This window comes from Micromonospora sp. NPDC047074 (assembly GCF_040643815.1).
Lineage (GTDB): Bacteria > Actinomycetota > Actinomycetes > Mycobacteriales > Micromonosporaceae > Micromonospora.
In genome coordinates, this window is record NZ_JBEYVB010000002.1 from 240124 (window position 1) to 256901 (window position 16778).

At 73.1% G+C, this 16778-nt stretch carries 12 protein-coding genes; 6 read left to right on the forward strand and 6 right to left on the reverse strand.

The features are described from left to right. Positions 1 to 4 precede the first annotated feature (4 nt). Both ABZ809_RS04820 and ABZ809_RS04825 read left to right on the forward strand, forming a co-directional pair. Entirely contained in the window at positions 5 to 712 is a 708-nt protein-coding gene (locus ABZ809_RS04820) for a DUF4245 family protein (RefSeq protein WP_357561048.1), read from the forward strand. A gap of 224 nt (positions 713 to 936) precedes the next feature. Continuing rightward, the gene (locus tag ABZ809_RS04825) at positions 937 to 1782 is read left to right on the forward strand and encodes a hypothetical protein (protein ID WP_357561049.1); all 846 of its coding nucleotides are present in this window, start codon (positions 937 to 939) and stop codon (positions 1780 to 1782) included. 51 nt (positions 1783 to 1833) lie between these two features. Here ABZ809_RS04825 and ABZ809_RS04830 read toward each other — a convergent pair whose 3' ends face one another. Both ABZ809_RS04830 and xseA read right to left on the reverse strand, forming a co-directional pair. Further along, a complete protein-coding gene (locus tag ABZ809_RS04830; RefSeq protein WP_357561050.1) occupies positions 1834 to 2046 on the reverse strand; it encodes an exodeoxyribonuclease VII small subunit in 213 nt (70 codons plus the stop codon). Between the two features lie 37 nt (positions 2047 to 2083). After that, on the reverse strand, positions 2084 to 3304 hold the full coding sequence (xseA, locus tag ABZ809_RS04835; RefSeq protein WP_357561051.1) for an exodeoxyribonuclease VII large subunit: 1221 nt from the start codon (positions 3302 to 3304) through the stop codon (positions 2084 to 2086). Between the two features lie 109 nt (positions 3305 to 3413). Between xseA and ABZ809_RS04840 the strand changes: the two genes are divergently transcribed. Continuing rightward, positions 3414 to 4403 carry a 4-hydroxy-3-methylbut-2-enyl diphosphate reductase gene (locus ABZ809_RS04840; RefSeq protein ID WP_357561052.1) on the forward strand — a complete coding sequence of 330 codons (990 nt, stop codon included), beginning with the start codon at positions 3414 to 3416 and terminating at the stop codon, positions 4401 to 4403. A 42-nt stretch (positions 4404 to 4445) separates the two neighbouring features. After that, positions 4446 to 4871 (forward strand): hypothetical protein, encoded by a 426-nt coding sequence (locus ABZ809_RS04845; protein WP_357561053.1) that lies wholly within the window; start codon positions 4446 to 4448, stop codon positions 4869 to 4871. A gap of 1038 nt (positions 4872 to 5909) precedes the next feature. Here the strand turns inward: ABZ809_RS04845 and ABZ809_RS04850 are convergent. Together ABZ809_RS04850 and ABZ809_RS04855 are read right to left on the reverse strand one after the other, a co-directional pair. Beyond that, positions 5910 to 9179: a S8 family serine peptidase gene (locus ABZ809_RS04850; RefSeq protein ID WP_357561054.1), complete on the reverse strand. Its 3270-nt coding sequence runs from the start codon at positions 9177 to 9179 to the stop codon at positions 5910 to 5912. 161 nt (positions 9180 to 9340) lie between these two features. Continuing rightward, positions 9341 to 10519: a DNA recombination protein RmuC gene (locus tag ABZ809_RS04855; protein WP_357561055.1), complete on the reverse strand. Its 1179-nt coding sequence runs from the start codon at positions 10517 to 10519 to the stop codon at positions 9341 to 9343. A 214-nt stretch (positions 10520 to 10733) separates the two neighbouring features. Here ABZ809_RS04855 and ABZ809_RS04860 point away from each other — a divergent pair, with 214 nt between their 5' ends. Together ABZ809_RS04860 and ABZ809_RS04865 are read left to right on the forward strand one after the other, a co-directional pair. Beyond that, positions 10734 to 11843, forward strand: a complete 1110-nt coding sequence (locus tag ABZ809_RS04860) for a hypothetical protein (RefSeq protein ID WP_357561056.1) — start codon at positions 10734 to 10736, stop codon at positions 11841 to 11843. A gap of 163 nt (positions 11844 to 12006) precedes the next feature. Beyond that, positions 12007 to 12759 carry a hypothetical protein gene (locus tag ABZ809_RS04865; protein WP_357561057.1) on the forward strand — a complete coding sequence of 251 codons (753 nt, stop codon included), beginning with the start codon at positions 12007 to 12009 and terminating at the stop codon, positions 12757 to 12759. A 79-nt stretch (positions 12760 to 12838) separates the two neighbouring features. Here the strand turns inward: ABZ809_RS04865 and ppc are convergent, their stop codons facing one another. Both ppc and ABZ809_RS04875 read right to left on the reverse strand, forming a co-directional pair. Beyond that, positions 12839 to 15625 (reverse strand): phosphoenolpyruvate carboxylase, encoded by a 2787-nt coding sequence (ppc, locus tag ABZ809_RS04870; RefSeq protein ID WP_357561058.1) that lies wholly within the window; start codon positions 15623 to 15625, stop codon positions 12839 to 12841. A gap of 418 nt (positions 15626 to 16043) precedes the next feature. Next, on the reverse strand, positions 16044 to 16706 hold the full coding sequence (locus ABZ809_RS04875) for a hypothetical protein (RefSeq protein ID WP_357561059.1): 663 nt from the start codon (positions 16704 to 16706) through the stop codon (positions 16044 to 16046). Between the last annotated feature and the right edge of the window lie 72 nt (positions 16707 to 16778).

A 16778-nucleotide genomic window follows, 5' to 3' on the forward strand; every position in this document is an offset into this window, starting at 1 on the left:
CGGGGTGGAACCCGCACAGCCTGCCGATCGCGTACCCGCCGACCCGACGCCGCCGGACGGCCAGCCGCCGGTGACCCCGTCCGCCGCCGTACCCCAGGCGGAGCCGGCACTTGTCGAACCCGCCGGCGCGCCCGGGGCGGCCCAGCCCGACGGCGCCGCCGAGACGGGCGAGCAGCCCGCGCCCCCGCCGGCGGTCGACACCCACAAATCGGAGCGGTCGCCGAAGGACATGGCGATCTCGCTGCTCGTGCTGCTGGTGCCGATCGCCCTGCTGCTGGCCTTCTACCGTGGCTTTCTCGGCGGCGACCAGCCGACCACCGTCGACCCGGCGCCCGCCGTCGAGTCGGCCCGGGCCGCCAACGCCTTCCCGGTGAGCGAGCCGGCGGGGCTGGCGGACGGGTGGCGTACGGTCAGCGCGAACTTCCAGACCGTCGATGGCGGGTCCAGCCTGCGCATCGGTTACCTGACCCCCGAGGGGCGGGGCGCCCAGCTGGTGCAGAGCAACGTGCCGCCGGAGCGGCTGCTGCCGACCGAGCTGACCGCCGAGGCACAGCCGCAGGGCCAGACCGACCTGGGCGGGCGCACCTGGCAGCGGTACACCGCCCGGGGCAACGAGCAGGCGTTGGTCCTGCTCGAACCGGACCGGACGGTGATCGTGGTCGGCGACGCGCGGGACAACGAGCTGCGGCACCTGGCTGCGGCGATCCGCTAGCCCGCGACCCCGCGTCCGAGCCGTTTCCGCGTTCCGGAGTCACCCGCGCGGGGCAACCGGACAGAAGGGTGATTGTGCGACGCGTCGACAGGGAACAGGAGTGGAGCGAACCCGTTACGGCCGCTCCGGCGACCGCCCCGGGCTCGTGCGACGCAGCCGAGGTGGTGCGTCGCCCGGTTTCCGGCCGCCGCCAGGTGCGTCGGGTGACCCCGTGGGAGACACGTATGACTGTTCGACGCCTGAGCGCCGGCCTGGTGGCCGCCGCGCTGTTCACTCCCGGTCTGGCCGCCTGCAACGCCACCGGGACCCCGACGGCGGGCTCGTCCGCCACCCCGACCCTCTCGGCGCCCGCGGCCTCCGGCAGCGCGACGCCGGTGCCCGGGGACGCCAAGCAGGCGCTGCTGAACTCCACCCGCGAGATCAGCAACGGCAACTTCCGGTTCACCATGTCCGGCGTCGGCTCGACGGCCGAGGGGCGGGTGCACGAGCCCAGCCAGAGCGCCGAGATGCGGGTGACGATCGGCAAGCCGACGGACGACCTGTTCATGAAGCTCGACCTCGTCCACTACAAGCCGGACAGCTGGGTGAAGGTCGAACTCGGCGGCACGACCGCCAAGAGCATCCCGGGTGTGCAGAAGCTGAACCTGGGCAAGTACCAGCACCTGGACCAGACCCGGATCAAGGGCAACCGGAACCTCGGCTTCGACTTCGACAAGGTCGACCCCGCCGGCAGCGCGGTGCTGACGCAGGGCATCACGGAGGTGCGTCAGACGGGCGAGGGCGCGTACGCCGGCACCATCGACGTGTCGAAGGCCGCTGAGGCGGGCTCGGTGGACCCGACGGTGATCACGGCCCTCGGGGCGCAGGCGAAGTCGGTGCCGTTCACCGCGAAGCTCGACCCGCAGGGCCGGCTCAGCGAGCTGGTCATCCAGATCCCGGCCGCCGGGCAGACGAAGGCCCAGGACATCCGGATCACCTACTCGGAGTACGGCAGCGCCACCGCGGCGCAGAAGCCGCCGGCGGACCAGGTGGTCGAGGCGCCGGCCGAGCTCTACAACCTGTTCAACTGAGTCGATCGACGCGGGCGCGGGGCGGTTCCGGCCGCCCCGTTCCGCGTCGGCTCAGGAAGCCGACTCCTGCCGGGCGGCGTCGATGCGGGCGCGGGCCCCGTCGAGCCAGCGCTGGCAGGTCTCGGCGAGCTTCTCGCCGCGCTCCCAGAGCGCCAGCGACTCCTCCAGCGTGGTGCCGCCGGCCTCCAGCCGTTCGACCACCGATGCCAGCTCGGCCCGGGCCTGCTCGTAGCTGAGCCGTTCGTCCTGCTTCTCGTCAGTCATCGCTGCCATCCCACCACATCGTGATCCTCGCCCCCGCTCAACCGTCGACCGTCGCGGTCAGCTCGCCGTCGGCGAGGCGTACCCGGAGCGGATCGCCCTTGCCGACCTCGGACGCGGCGCGGACGACCTGACCGTCGGCGCGCTGGACGATCGCGTAGCCCCGGTCGAGGGTGGCGGCGGGGGAGAGCGCGCGCAGCCGGGCCAGGGTGTGCCGCAGGTCGTCGTCGGCGGCGGCGAGCCGGTGCTCCAGACACCGGCGGGCCCGCTGGCGCAACCCGGTCAGGTCGGTGGCCCGCTGGTCGACCATCACCTGCGGCCGGGCCAGCACCGGGCGGGAGCGCAGCCCGTCGAGCCGGTGCGACTCGCGGTCGACCAGGTTGCGTACCGCGCGTTCGAGGCGGTGCCGGGCCTGCCGGATGACGCGTACTTCCTCGGTGAGGTCCGGGACGACGCGCTTGGCCGCGTCGGTCGGCGTCGACGCCCGCAGATCGGCGACGTAGTCGACCAGCGGCGTGTCGGTCTCGTGGCCGATCGCGCTGACCACCGGCGTGCGGCAGGCGAAGACGGCCCGGCAGAGCGCCTCGTCGGAGAAGGGGAGCAGGTCCTCGATGCCGCCCCCGCCCCGGGCGATGATGATCACATCGACGGCCGGGTCGGCGTCCAGCACCTTGAGCGCGTCGACGATCTGCGGGACCGCGCCCGGCCCCTGCACCGCCACGTTGACCGTGCGGAACTCGACCGCCGGCCAGCGCCGGCGGGCATTGGTCAGCACGTCGCGCTCGGCGGCCGAGGCGCGCCCGGTGATCAGCCCGATCCGGTTGGGCAGGAACGGCGGCCGGCGCTTGCGCGCCCGGTCGAACAGCCCCTCGGCGGCGAGCAGCTTCTTGAGCTTGTCCAGCCGGGCCAGCAGCTCGCCGAGGCCGACCTGTCGGATCTCGTCGGCGCGCAGGCTGAGCGTGCCCCGGGCGGCGTAGAACTCCGGCTTGGCGTGCAGCACCACCCGGGCGCCCTCGCGCAGCTCCGGCGCCCCGGCGTCGAGGACGTCCCGGTTGGTCGTGACGGTCAGGCTCAGGTCGGCCGACGGGTCGCGCAGGGTGAGGAAGACGGTGCTGGCGCCCGGCCGGCGACTGATCTGCGCCACCTGCCCGTCGACCCACACCCAGCCCAGCCGGGCGATCCAGGCGCCGACCTTCTGGCTGACCACCCGGACCGGCCACGGCTCGTCGGACGTGCTCCGCGCCACCTCGCCTGTGCTCACCCGCCCACCCTACGGCCCACCCCGGACATGCCCGCGCGGCTCACCAGCCAGCCTCGTGGTGGCGGTCGCGTCCCGCGTGGCTCTCCCGGGCGGCACGTACGATGGGCGGGTGACTCAGGCTGAAGCGACGTCCCGGACCGGCAAGCGCGTGCTCCTGGCCAAGCCCCGCGGCTACTGCGCGGGCGTCGACCGCGCGGTGCAGACCGTGGAGGAGGCCCTCAAGCTCTACGGCGCCCCGATCTACGTACGCAAGCAGATCGTGCACAACAAGCACGTCGTACGGACACTGGAGGGCCAGGGCGCGATCTTCGTCGAGGAGAACGAGGAGGTGCCGGAGGGTGCCACCGTCATCTTCTCCGCGCACGGGGTCGCCCCGGAGGTCTACGAGCAGGCCCGCAGCCGCTCCCTACGGGCGATCGACGCGACGTGCCCGCTGGTCACCAAGGTGCACCAGGAGGCGAAGCGGTTCGCCGCCGAGGACTACGACATCCTGCTGATCGGCCACGAGGGTCACGAGGAGGTCATCGGCACCTCCGGCGAGGCCCCGGAGCACATCCAGCTCGTGGACGGCCCTGAGGACGCCGACAAGATCACCGTCCGTGACCCGAACAAGGTCGTCTGGCTCTCCCAGACCACCCTCTCAGTCGACGAGACGCTGGAGACGGTGGCCCGGCTCAAGAAGCGGCTGCCGATGCTCCAGTCGCCGCCCAGCGACGACATCTGCTACGCCACCTCCAACCGGCAGCACGTGGTCAAGGAGATCGCGCCCGAGTGCGACGTGGTGATCGTCGTCGGCTCGACCAACTCCTCCAACTCCGTACGCCTCGTCGAGGTCGCCCTGGACGCCGGGGCACGCGCCGGTCACCTCGTCGACTTCGCGGACGAAATCGATGACGCGTGGCTGGAGACGGCGCGCACGGTCGGGCTGACCTCGGGCGCGAGCGTCCCCGACGAGCTGGTCCAGGAGGTTCTCGACCACCTCGCCGCGCGTGGCTTCACCGACGTCGACGAGGTGGTGACCGCCAACGAGCGGCTGACCTTCTCGCTGCCGCAGGAGCTGAAGCGGGACATGAAGGCCGCCGCCGCGGCCCGTGGCTGACCGGCGGGAACGCCGCGCGGCCCCGCTGCGTCGAATACGGGTATGAGGACCCTTCGGCTTGCCGTCTCCGCGCTGGCCGTCTGCATGGCGCTGAGCGCCTGCGGCGGCCAGGACGGTGCCGGCGACACCCCGACCCCTACCCCGACGGGAGCGCAGCCGGTGACCAGCCCGCCGAGCCCGGATCCGACGACCCCCGGCGACCCGACCGGCCCGGTCGTGCCACCACCCACGAAGGGCTCTGGCGGGCCGACGAGCCCACCGGCGGGCGGCACCACGCTGACCGGGACCGTGACCTCCGGGGTGGAGCCCAACTGCCTGCTGCTCGACAACTACCTGCTGGTCGGCGGCCCGCGTGACGTGCTGGCGCCGGGCACGAAGGTCACGGTCACCGGCCGCGTCCAGCGCGACCTGATGACCACCTGCCAGCAGGGCACGCCCTTCCTGGTCGAGACCGCCCGCCGCGGCTGAGACCGGATCGTCGGGGCCCGGCCGCCCGGGCGGGGCGTGGATCGGCGGAATCCGCCGTGCCACGCGACCGCCCGCGGCCTCCCGCCGGCCTCCCGCGCCCTCGATGCCAGGCAGTGGTGCGTGGCAGCGGTACGTGAGGGCGGTGCGTGACAGCGGTGCGTGGCGGTGGTGGTGAGGGCGATGAGTAACGGTCGGGGCCGACTGGGGGCGGTGCGGTGCACGGTGCGTGACGACCCGGTTGGCCGGTTGGTCGTGACCCGCTGTCGAGCTGCCCGCACAGATGGGGCACTGACCGTCACACCGGTGGACCTGAGGAACAAAACCTCTTGGGGGCGGCCTTCGCGGAATGGCCCCGAGGAACGAACCCCGGGGAAGCGGTCGAGGAGTGGCCCCGAGGAGCGGCCCGGGGGAAGCCGACGAGGAACGGCCCCGAGGAGTGGCCTGGGGAAAGCCGTCGAGGAGCGGCCCCGAGGAGCGGCCCGGGGGAAGCCGACGAGGAGCGGCCCCGAGGAGCGGCCCCGAGGAGCGGCCCGGGGAAGGCCGACGAGGGGTGGCCCCGCCGAGCGGGCACAGGGTAGGCCGACGAGGAGCGGCGCCCGAGGAGCGGACCCCGGGAGTGAGCCCCCGAGGAACTGCTGGTCGTCGGGAATGCGGTCGCCGGGACCCTTGGCGCGGCCGGTAGCCCGCCTCCGACCGACCATCGCGGCAGCGCTTGTGCCGTCCATCCCGCATGCGGTCCTATTGACGGGGCAGCTCGACAGCGCCCGCGACGACATCCCACCGCTCGATCGGGTCCGCGGCAGCCCTGCCGCGCCCGACAGCGTCCGCCACAGCCCCGCCGCGCCCGACAGCGTCCGCAGGTGGCGGCCCGGCCCACCGGCAGCCCAGGGGCGGCAGGAGCACACCTCCAGCACGGGCGGCACATTCAGCGTGGCAGGGTGACCAGACCGCAGACCGGCCAACGCGGCGGCGGCGAGCAGAACGGGCGGAGCCCGCCCCCGGACGGGGACGGGCTCCGGTGTTCCGGTACGGGACGGGTCAGCTCACGGTGCCGATGGAGACGGCACCGCGGCCGACGACCGCGCCCTCGCTGGTCACCACGGACAGCTCACCGTAGAGCGCCCGACCGGCGACCGGGGTGGACTGGGCGGTCACCGCACCGGTGAGGGTGGCGGTGGCGCCGTGGGCCAGGTTGACGGTGCTGGCGGACGCCGAGAGGCTGCCCAGCGCCGCCGCCGAGAACGAGTCCTGGTAGTCGTAGGCGGTGCTGCCACCGGCCCCGTCCACCGCGTACCCGTCGACGACCACCCGGTAGGTGCCCGCCACCGGGTTGTTGATGGTGACGGCCTCCTCCGAGTCGCCGTCGGCGGCCCGGCCGACCTCCGTGGCACCACGGAAGACGAAGAGGTCGAGGTCGGCCGCGGCGCTGGCCGGGTTGCCGATCCGGGCGGTGAAGCGGGTCGCGCCCGCCGGCACCTCCACGATGAACTCCTGCGTCGCGCCCTCGGCGATGGTCGGCCGCTCGGCGTGGACGCTGGAGAGCGGCCCACCCTGACCGGCCACCGAGACCGGGCCGAAGGTGTTGGTCAGCGACCAGGTCACCGGGGTCGCCGTGCCGGCGGGGACCGACGGCAGCTCGACCACGGCCGGCTCGACCGCGACACCCTGCACCCGCGCCGTGAGCTGGAACGGGTTGTTCAGCGACGGCGAGGTCCGCCGGGACTCCACCTCGATCTCCCAGACCCCGGCGATCGGGTTCTGGTAGTCACGCTCCTGCGGCTTGCAGGCGTTGACGTCGGAGAAGTTGGTGTAGCAGGCGAGGCTGGAGGTGCTCTCCACCGGGACGCCGTACGGGTTGAAGGCGATGAACCGGGTGTGCGAACCGGTGGCGATGCCGGAGAGGTTCACCTGGAGGGCGCCCGTGCCCGGCGGAACGGTCACGAAGTACGAGGTGAAGCCGTTCCGGTCGACCGAGCCCTCGGCCGAGAAGGCGAAGTTCGGCTTCTGCACCTCGTTCGAGGCCACCACGACGGTGGAGACCTCGAAGTCGATCACCGAGGTGGCCGGGTCGTCGATCGTCAGGATCGCGCCGTGCGCGCCAGCGGTGCCGGGCTTGGCGGTCACCGCGACGGTGACGGTCTGGTTCAGCGGGAGCGAGACGGTCTTCGGGGCCTTGAAGGTGCCGTCGTTGCCGCGCAGGCCGAGGTTGTGCTTCACGGTGCCGGCCGGCCCGCTGGTACGGGTGATCTTGACCTGGTAGGTCTTGGACTGGCCGACCCGCTGGCCACCGTTGGCGGAGGCGCAGCGGTTGTAGAGGCCGGTGCCCTGGTTCGGGGTGCTGAGCTGGCCGGACAGCACGGTGCAGACCGGCGCCTCGGAGGTGTAGGAACGGGTCTCCACGCCCTTGCGCAGCAGCTTCCACGCGCCCGGCACGTTGAACATGCCGTAGCCCTGGCCGTACGTCGGGACGTCCTTGATTGGCTTGGCCGACGAGTAGATCGCCCGGCGCAGCGCGGCCGGCGTGACGCCCTTGTCGGTCGCCTTGGCGGCCGACAGCAGCAGCGCGGCGGCGCCGGCGGCCTGCGGGGCGGCCATCGAGGTGCCGTTCAGCATCGCGTAGCCCGGGGGCAGCGGGTAGCCGGCCTCGGGGACCGGGTTGCCGAGCTGCCAGGTCGGGGCGGTGGAGATGGCCGAACCGGGGGCGGCGATGTTCGGCTTGAAGCCGCCGTCCTCGCGCGGGCCGCGGGAGGAGAAGTTGAACAGCGCGTTCTTCGTCTTCACCGCGGAGCCGTAGTTGGCCAGCCAGGTGTCCTTGCTGATGCTCGCCGCGGCGCTGATCACGTTGGCGGCCACCGACGGGTCGCCGATGGTGTTCAGACCCGGGCCGGAGTTGCCGGCCGAGATGACCAACTGCACGCCGTAGGTGGTGATCAGGTTGTTGTAGAGCTCGGCGCGGGCGTTGTTGCCGTCGTTGAGCGCCGGCAGACCGCCGATCGACATGTTGACCACGTCGACCTTGCGGTTGATCACCAGGTCGGCCATGCCGGTGGTGAGGGCGGCGTAGGTGCAGCCGCCGCCCCACGAGCAGGCCCGGGCGGAGACCAGCTTGGCGCCGGGCGCGGCACCGTCGAAGGCGCCGTTGCCGAGCATGTCGTTGGCGGCGGTGATGCCGGCGACGTGGGTGCCGTGGGTGCTCTCGACGATGCCGATGTTGACGTAGTCGACCAGGCCGGGGCCGCCGGCGGGGGTGGTGTCCACGTCCTCGCGGTACTCGACCACGAACGGGATCCGCTCGACGACCGGGGTCGCCGGGTTGTCGGTGCCGAAGTGGCCGACGTCGAACTTCTCCTTGTACGGCCGCATGACGGCGTCGTCGGTGAAGTTGTTGTTCTGGTTGCTGTCGACCCAGACGTTGTGGGTGGCCGGGTCGTAGAGGACGCCGAACGTGTCGGTCCGGTCCCCGTCGCGGTTCACGTCACCGGCCGGGTCGCTGGCGGCGGTGATCGACTCGCTGAAGCGGTTGAAGCGGTAGGTGCCCGCCGGTGCCGTCCAGGTCACGCCCGCGGCGCTGAAGGTGGGGCCGGCGACCTCGGTGAGCATCGGGCGCCAGGTCGCGTCCTCGAGCGGGTCCGTCGCGGTGACCCAGTCGACGATCTTCCGCTCGCCGGTGGTGGTCTTCTGCAGTGCCGGGTGGGCGAGGTCCACACCCGAGTCCATGATGCCGATCGTGACGCCGCGACCGTCCCACTGGGGGTTGTCCGCGACGAAGTCGACCGCGCCGATCTCGTGCGTCGGCATGTAGGGGTTGGCGGCCCGGGTGCCGGCGCCGGGGCCGGACAGCGTCGCAGCCTGCTTCGCCGCCTTCTTGCCGGCGGGCGCGACCTCGGGCGTCGGGTCGGGCAACTGGATCGTCTCGTCCAGGTCGACGGCCGAGACGCCGGGCAGCGTGGCGGCCTTCACCACCTTGGCGGTGGGGACCTTGGCCAGGACGTAGCCGATGCTGTCGTACCGCTCGGTGACGGCGGCGCCGAGCGCCTTGAGATCGGCGGCGACGTCCTTCGCCTCACCCTTCTCGGTGGCGACGATCAGCGTGACGGTGGGGGCCTTCTTCGCCTCCGCCTCGGCGAGCAGCTTGGCGTCGTGTGAGCCCAGCGCCGCCACGGGGGAGGCTTGGGATGCGTCGGGCGCGGCGGCGGGCGCGGCGCCAGCGGTGGCGGCACCACCCGCCACGGTCACGGCGCTGGCCGCCATGACCGACGCGAAGAGCGCGGCGGAGGTGCGCCGGCTCAGGTTTCGGGGTTTGCTCACGTTCTCTTTCCTCCAGAGAACAGGGCCCTCAGATGCAGGGCACGCGTGAGGCGAATCCTTCGTGCTTTCGCTGGTCACTGTCACTAGTGACGTGGTCGTTGTGACCACTTCGTGATATGCGCGAATGTGCGTTGTCACATCCAGGTAATGGAAATCGGCCGTCAGTCCAGTGTCGACCGACCGGTCGGCGCATCGGCGTCGGCGGTTTCGAGCAGTTCCGGCGCCTGCGGCTGACGGGGGGCCACCTCGACCTGCGCCGGCGCCGCCAGATCCTGGTCGGAGACCCCCAGCTCGGCGAGCTTGCGGGCACTGACCAGCACGCGCGCCTCCAGCGAGCCGACGGCCCGGTTGTACGCCGTCACCGCGCCGCCGAGCGACGCGCCGAGCTTGCCGACGTGGTCGCCCAGGGTGGACAGCCGCCCGTAGAGCTCGCGGGCCAGCGAGTGCACCGCCACCGCGTTGCGTGCCAACGCCTCCTGCCGCCACGAGTAGGCGACCGTACGCAGCAGCGCGACCAGGGTGGCCGGGGTCGCCAGCACCACGTCGCGGGCGAACGCGTGCTCCAGCAGCGTCGGATCGCGCTGCAACGCGACGTCGAGGAACGGGTCGGCCGGCACGAACAGCACGACGAACTCCGGCGTGCTGTCGAACGCGGCCCAGTAGGACTTGGCGGCCAGGGCGTCCACGTGCGCCCGCAGGTGCTTCGCGTGCGCGTCGAGGTGCGTGTCGCGACCCCGCTCGTCGCGGGCCTCCATCGCCGTCAGGTAGGCGTCGAAGGGTGCCTTGGCGTCCACCACCACGGACCGGCCGCCGTGCAGCCGGACCACCAGGTCGGGGCGGACCCCCTGGTGGTCCGTGGCGGCCGTGACCTGCTCGGAGAAGTCGCAGTGCTCCAGCATGCCGGCCGCCTCGACGATCCGGCGCAACTGGTGCTCGCCCCAGCGGCCCCGCACCTGGGGCGCCCGCAGCGCCGCCACCAGCTGCTTCGTCTCGGTACGCAGCTCGCCCGAGACCGTGCTCATCGCGCGGACCTGTTCGCGCAGCTCGGCGTACGCGTCGACCCGGTCGTGCTCCAGCTCGGCGACCCGCTGCTCGTAGCGGCGGAGCGTGTCGTGCAGCGGGGCGACGGCACGGGCCACCGCCTCCTGGGACTGCGCGGTGGCCTCGTAGCTCAGCGCCCGCATGGACTGCTCCAGCCGCCCCTCGCCCTCCCGGGTGGCCCGCAGCGTGGCGTCCAGCCGGGCGATCTCGGTCGCCGAGCGGTTCCGGGCGGCGTACCAGCCCGCCGCGCCACCGGCGGCGAGGCAGACGACCACCACGGCCAGCGTCGAGAAGTCCACCCCCGGAGCTTGCCAGAAGCGCACGACGTACGCCGCCGCGCCGCGTTTGTCGCGGATGGACGTTGTCGCCGATCGTGCCGAGCGTCATGCCGACATCCGGCCGTTCCGGGGGCAGACAAAGGGCGAGGCGATGGCTCAGAGTGACGGCATGGCTGCGGAGGGGGTTGGCATGGCTGGTGGGCCGCGCCCGGGGCGGGCACCCGGAATGTTGGTGGTGGGACTTCTGCTGGCCGGCCTCTCGGGGCCGGGCGTGGCGGTCGCCGCGCCGCCGGGCGGCCCGGTCGGCTGGCGGGACCTCGGCACCCTGGGCGGCGGCTGGAGCGTCCCGGTCGGGCTCACCGACTCCGGGCTCGTGGTCGGCAACAGCCAGACCGCGGCCGGCCGGATCCACGCGTTCGTGTGGCGCGACGGGGTGCTGACCGACCTCGGTACGCTGGGCACGGACAGCCATGCCGTCGCCGTCAACGAACGCGGCATGGTGGTCGGCACCACCGTCCTGGGCAACGGACAGACCCGCCCGTTCCGGTGGCGCGACGGCATGATGACCGATCTCGCCGCTGTCGGCGGGCCGGCCTGGGCGGTCGGCGTCAACGATCGCGGCGAGGTGATCGGCACGAGATACACCGACACCAGCGGCGAGTACGGCCAGGCGTTCCGCTGGCGGGACGGGGTCAGCACCGACCTGCCCGGGCGGGGTGGCGACACCGTACCGGTGGCGATCAACGGTCGGGGTGACGTCGTCGGCTTCACGAACAGCGCGGACGGGGCGGACACCGAGGCGGCGCTGTGGCGCGACGGAAGGCTGGTCGGCCTGGCCCCGCCGGGCGCCTGGGCCAGCATGGCGACCGGTGTCAGCGACCGGGGCCACGTGGTCGGCAGCATGCGGGACGGTGCGGGATGGCGCACGTTCCTGTGGCACGACGGTGTCTTCACCGACCTCGGCGCCCTCGGCGGCACCGACAGCTACCCGGTGAGCATCAACGGGCGCGGGCAGCTCGCCGGCAGCGTGCAGACCCCGATGGGCGTGCGTGCCGTGCGGTGGAACCGCGGCGTCGTCACCGACCTCGGCACCCTCGGCGGCTCGTCGAGCCAGGCGATGGCCATCAACGACGCCGGCACCGTGGTCGGCGAGGCGACCACGGCCGACGGTACGAAGCACGGTGTGGCCTGGGCCCGGGGCCGCAGCGTCGACCTCGGCCCGCTGGACCTCGGCATCTCCGGCGGCCAGGTGCGGTTCGTCAACGACCGGGGTCTCGTCGCCGGCGAACTCGCCACCACGGGCGGCGACCCGCACGCCGTGGTGTGGCGGATCGGTCGCCCCTAGCCGCCACCGACCGGCCGGGCCGCCAGCACCCGCGACAGCGGCCGGGTCGAGGCGTCGACCGGGCACGCTGTGCCTGCCGGGCCGGCGCGGAAGGGCGGTGGCGGCTGCCCACCCGGCGGTCCGAGGAAGCTTACGACCTGCTCGGCGCGGGTACGGTCGGAGCATGGAACTTCTGCTGGTGGCGGTCCTCGTCGTGCTGCTGGTCGGCGCGTTCTTCTGGTGGCGGCGGGAGAGCACCGCCCGCGGGGCCCGGAACCTCGCCGACGCGCGGGCCGACGCACAGCGCTGGTACGAGCGCCTCGGCGGCCAGGTGATGAACCTGCACGGCGACCACCCGGCCGTGCGTCAGGCGCTGGTCGACGCCGGGGAACGCTACAACGCGGCCGGCAGCCAGCTCGAGCAGGCCCGCAGCGTCGAGCAGTACCGCCTGGCCCGGGAGACCGCGCTGGAGGGGTTGACCTACGCGCGGGCGGCGCGGGTGGCGCTCGGCATCGACCCCGGCCCCGAGCTGCCCCCGCTGGCCGCCGCGCAGGGCGCGGGGCAGCTCACCCGGGAGCGCCAGGTCGACGTCCAGGGGCAGACCTTCCGGGCGGGCCCGCAGCCCGGCCGGGACACCCCCTACTACTACCCGGGCGGGCGCTACCAGGGCCGGCCGGTGCCGGCGGGCTGGTACTCCACCCCGTGGTGGAAGACCGCGCTGGGCGCCGGCGCGGGCGTCCTCGGCGGCCTGTTGATCGCCGACGCGCTCTTCTCGCCCGGCTTCGCCGATCCCGGTTACGGCGCAGAGGCCAGCGGCCAGGAGGGCTTCGGCGACGCTGCCGGCGATGGCGACTTCGGCGGCGGCGACGGGGGCGGCGGCGACTTCGGCGGGGCCGGCGACTTCGGGGCCGGCGACTTCGGTGGTGGCGACTGGTAGGGCCGGGCTCGCCCGTTGCGGTGTTGGGAAGGGCACCTTCCTCTGCAAAATCCGTTAGGAAGGTGCCCTTCCTTACCCCTCAGCCCGTGTTGCGCATGCCGGCGGCGATGCCGTTGACCGTGGTCAGCAGCGCGCGCTCCAGCGCCGTACCGTCGCTCGGCGCCCGGCGACCGCCCGGCGCGGTGGCGACCGCCCGGCCCGCCGCCCCGGACTCCCGGTACTGGCGCAGCAGGGCCACCTGGAGGTGGTGCAGCGGCTCCAGGTAGGTGTCGCGGACGGCCAGGGTGCGCTGGAGCACCGGGGAGTTCTCCAGCAGGGCCGGTGCGGAGGTCACCGCCAGCACCTCCTGCTTGGTCAGCTCGTACTCCTCTTCGATCTTGTGGAAGATCGGGTGCAGCTTCTTGGGCACCAGCGTCTCGACGTACCGGCGGGCGATGTTCAGGTCGGTCTTGGTGAGCATCATCTCCACGTTGGACAGGAACGTGCGAAAGAAGTGCCAGTTGCGGTGCATCTCGGCCAGCACGTCCTCCAGCCCGGCCTCCCGCGCCGCGGCCAGGCCGGAGCCGACCCCGAACCAGCCGGGCACGATCTGCCGGGTCTGGGTCCAGCCGAACACCCACGGGATGGCCCGCAGCCCGGAGAGCCCGGCCCCGGTGTTGGGCCGCTTCGCCGGCCGGGAGCCGATGTTCAGCGCGCCGAGCAGCTCGGTCGGCGTCGACGCCCAGAAGTACGCCGGCAGGTTCGGATCCTCGACCAGCGAGCGGTACGACCGGAAAGCCGAGTCGGAGACCAGCTCCATCGCGGCGTCCCAGCGTTCCAGCATCTCGGCGGGCTGCCGGGGCGCGGTGTGCAGCAGCGTGGCCTGGAGCACCGCGGCCAGGGTCAGCTCCAGGTTCTCCCGGGCCAGCGACGGCAGCGAGTACTTGTCGGAGATGACCTCGCCCTGCTCGGTGACCTTGATCGCGCCGTCCAGCGTGCCGTACGGCTGCGCCAGGATCGCCTCGTGCGTCGGCCCGCCGCCGCGACCGACCGTGCCGCCGCGGCCGTGGAACAGCCGCAGGTGTACGCCGTGCCGGGCGGCCACGTCACGCAGCGCGCGCTGGGCCCGGTGGATCGACCACTGGCTGGTGGTGATGCCGGCCTCCTTGTTGGAGTCGGAGTAGCCCAGCATCACCTCCTGCACGTCGCCCCGCGCCGCCACCAGTGCCCGGTACGCCGGCAGCGAGAGCAGCTCGTCGAGGAGTTCCCCGCCCGAGTTCAGCTCGGCCGGGGTCTCCAGCAGCGGCACGAAGCCGATCCGGGACCGGCTGCTGTGCACGTCGACCAGGCCGGCCTCGCGGGCCAGCACCACCGCGGCGAGCACGTCGTCCACCCCGAGCGTCATCGAGACGATGTACGACTCGATGACCTCGTTGCCGAGCCGGTCCTGTGCCTCGCGGATGGTGCCGAACACGTCGAACGTCTTGCGCGCCGCCTCGGTCAGCGGGGTGTCCAGGGTGGAGAGCGGCCGGCGGCCGGTCAGCTCGTCGGCGAGCAGCTTCGTGCGCTCCAGCCGGGTCAGCGACGGGTAGTCGGAGACCTCGCCGACGGCCGCGTAGAGCTGGGCGAGCACCGCGTGGTGCGCCTCGGCGTGCTCCCGGACGTCCATGGTCGCCAGGTGCAGCCCGAACGCGGAGACCGTACGGATGGTGGAGGCGAGCCGGCCCACGGCGGTGAGCTGGCCCGAGTTGCGGGCCAGCGAGGCGCGCAGCAGCTCCAGGTCGGCGATCAGCTCGGCCGAGCCGCGATAGTCCCGGCCGGGCACGTGCGGGGTGCCCTGGCGCAGCCGCTGCCGGGTGTTCGCGAGCTTGGCCTTCACGCAGCGGGCCTTGAGCCGGTAGGGCTCCTCGGCGTTGACCCGGCGGAACCGCGGCGCCACCTCGGGCAGCGCGTCCAGGTCGGTGGCGAGGCTGGCGGAGAGGTCGAGCGACACACCGCGCAGCCGCCGGGAGACCGACACCTCGTTGATCAGGTGGTCCATCGCCTTCTCGGTGGCCGCGATGCCGTGCTCGTGCTGGATGGTCAGCACCTCGCGCGTCACGGCCGGGGTGACGAACGGGTTGCCGTCGCGGTCACCGCCGATCCAGGTGCCGAAGGACAGCGGCCGGGCGGTCGGCGAGGTTTCGACGCCCAGGGCGCGCAGCGTGTCGGCGAGGTCGTCGAGGACCTGCGGGGCGGCCTCGGCGTACAGGTCGCGCAGGTAGTAGATGGCGTTGCGGGCCTCGTCGGTCGGGTCCGGCCGGTCCAGCCGCAGCTCGTCGGTCTGCCACATCAGGTCGAGCAGCTCGGCGAGCCGGCGGTTGGCCGGGCCCTCGTCGCTGGCGCCGTAGAGGATCGCGTTGGCGGTCTCGGTGTCCAGCTCGTCGGCGATGGCGCGCAGCTTGGACAGGATCGACCGGCGGGCCGCCTCGGTCGGGTGGGCGGTGAAGACGGGCCGTACCGCCAGCCGGCGGGCCGCCGCGGCGATCTCCTCGGCCGGCACCCCGCGCTCGGCGATCATCTTGGCCGCCTGGTCCAGCCAGCCGCCCTGGACCGCCCGGCGGCGGCGCAGCTCCCGGCCGCGGTGCACCTGCTCGGTGATGTTGGCGAGGTGGAAGTAGGTGGAGAAGGCGCGGGCCAGCTTGGTGCCGGTGGTGACGTCGAGGCCGGCGAGGCGCTGCGCGGCGGCGGGGGCGTCGGAGCGGACCTGGGCGCGGATCTCCTCGACCAGGTCGAGCAGCGGCCGGCCCTCCTGGCGGGCGAGGGTCTGCCCGAGCAGGGTGCCGAGGCGGCGGATGTCGGCCCGCAGTGCGGCGTCGGGGCCGTCGTGGTCGTGCTGGTCGGTCACGTTGCGCTCCTTACGTGAGTACGAAGGACAGCGCTGTCCGACTCCCTGGATCGTATCCGCGTCCCCTGCCGGGAAGGAGGGGGCCCTTCCTAACGCGTGCGGTAGAGGAAGGGGCCCTTCCTAACATTTCAGCCGCCGGCACGCGCGTCTGCGCTGGTGGGGGCGGATGTGGCGGGGTGGGCGGCGCGGCGACCGGAGCGGGGCGACGTGGCGCTGAGCACACCCGCCACGCCGGGCCGCGTCCAGATGGTGAGCCCGGTGACCGCCCGGCCGGCCCACCCCGGACGAGGTGGTCGCCGGGCCACCGAGCGGTACGCGGCGGCCTGTCACGCGTCTCCCGGTCCACGCCGTCAGCCTAGGGCGGCCCGTACCCGCGCGATGGCGTTTCCCGGCGCGCCCGGTGCCGTCCCACCGTCGATCAGGTGATCCGGCAGCGGCCCGCGCTGTAGTGGGCGATCGCCGCCATGATCTCCTTCTCGGGCCTGCTCGCGAAGTTGAGGGAGGCGACGAGCCCCGAGCCGTAGAAGGCATTCAGCGTCGCGCTGTCCACCCGCGTGAACACCCCGAGGTGCTGGAGCACCTGGGAGTCCCGGGGCTTGACCACCACCATCTTCTCCAGGCTCCAGCGTCGCCGGGAGATCTGCGCGACGCCCTCCCAGGGCAGCCAGATCGCCTGGCCCCGGGTCGGTCGGGTGCGGATCCACAGCCCGGCCGGGCCGACCGCCAGCAGCGGGCCCCCGGAACCGATCAGCCAGAGCTGGATCCCCAGCGGCAGGCCGACCAGGGCCAACAGGCAGGCCACCACGCCGAGGACGCCGAGGGCGGCCTGGGAGCGCAGCTCCGGGTCCGCCGAGTTCACGATGCCGAGGCTGGCGAGGAAGGCGATCGGGAGGATCAGGATCAGCATGATCCCCATGGACACGAAGCCCCGCTTCGCGAGGCCGGGGCGTACGACGAAGGGCTGGTCCTCCGGGATGCGCCTGACCACCGGGGCCGGCGGCGCGGGGTGCCCGCCGCGCGGGTGGTGGAACGCCGGGCCGCCGTGGAAGGGCTGCGAAGGATGTCCGGTCGGGGTGGTCACGGGGCGCTCCGCTTTTCGATCAACTTCGGCGGAGCCCAGCCTATCCGGCGTCTACCAGCGCAAAGTCGGGCC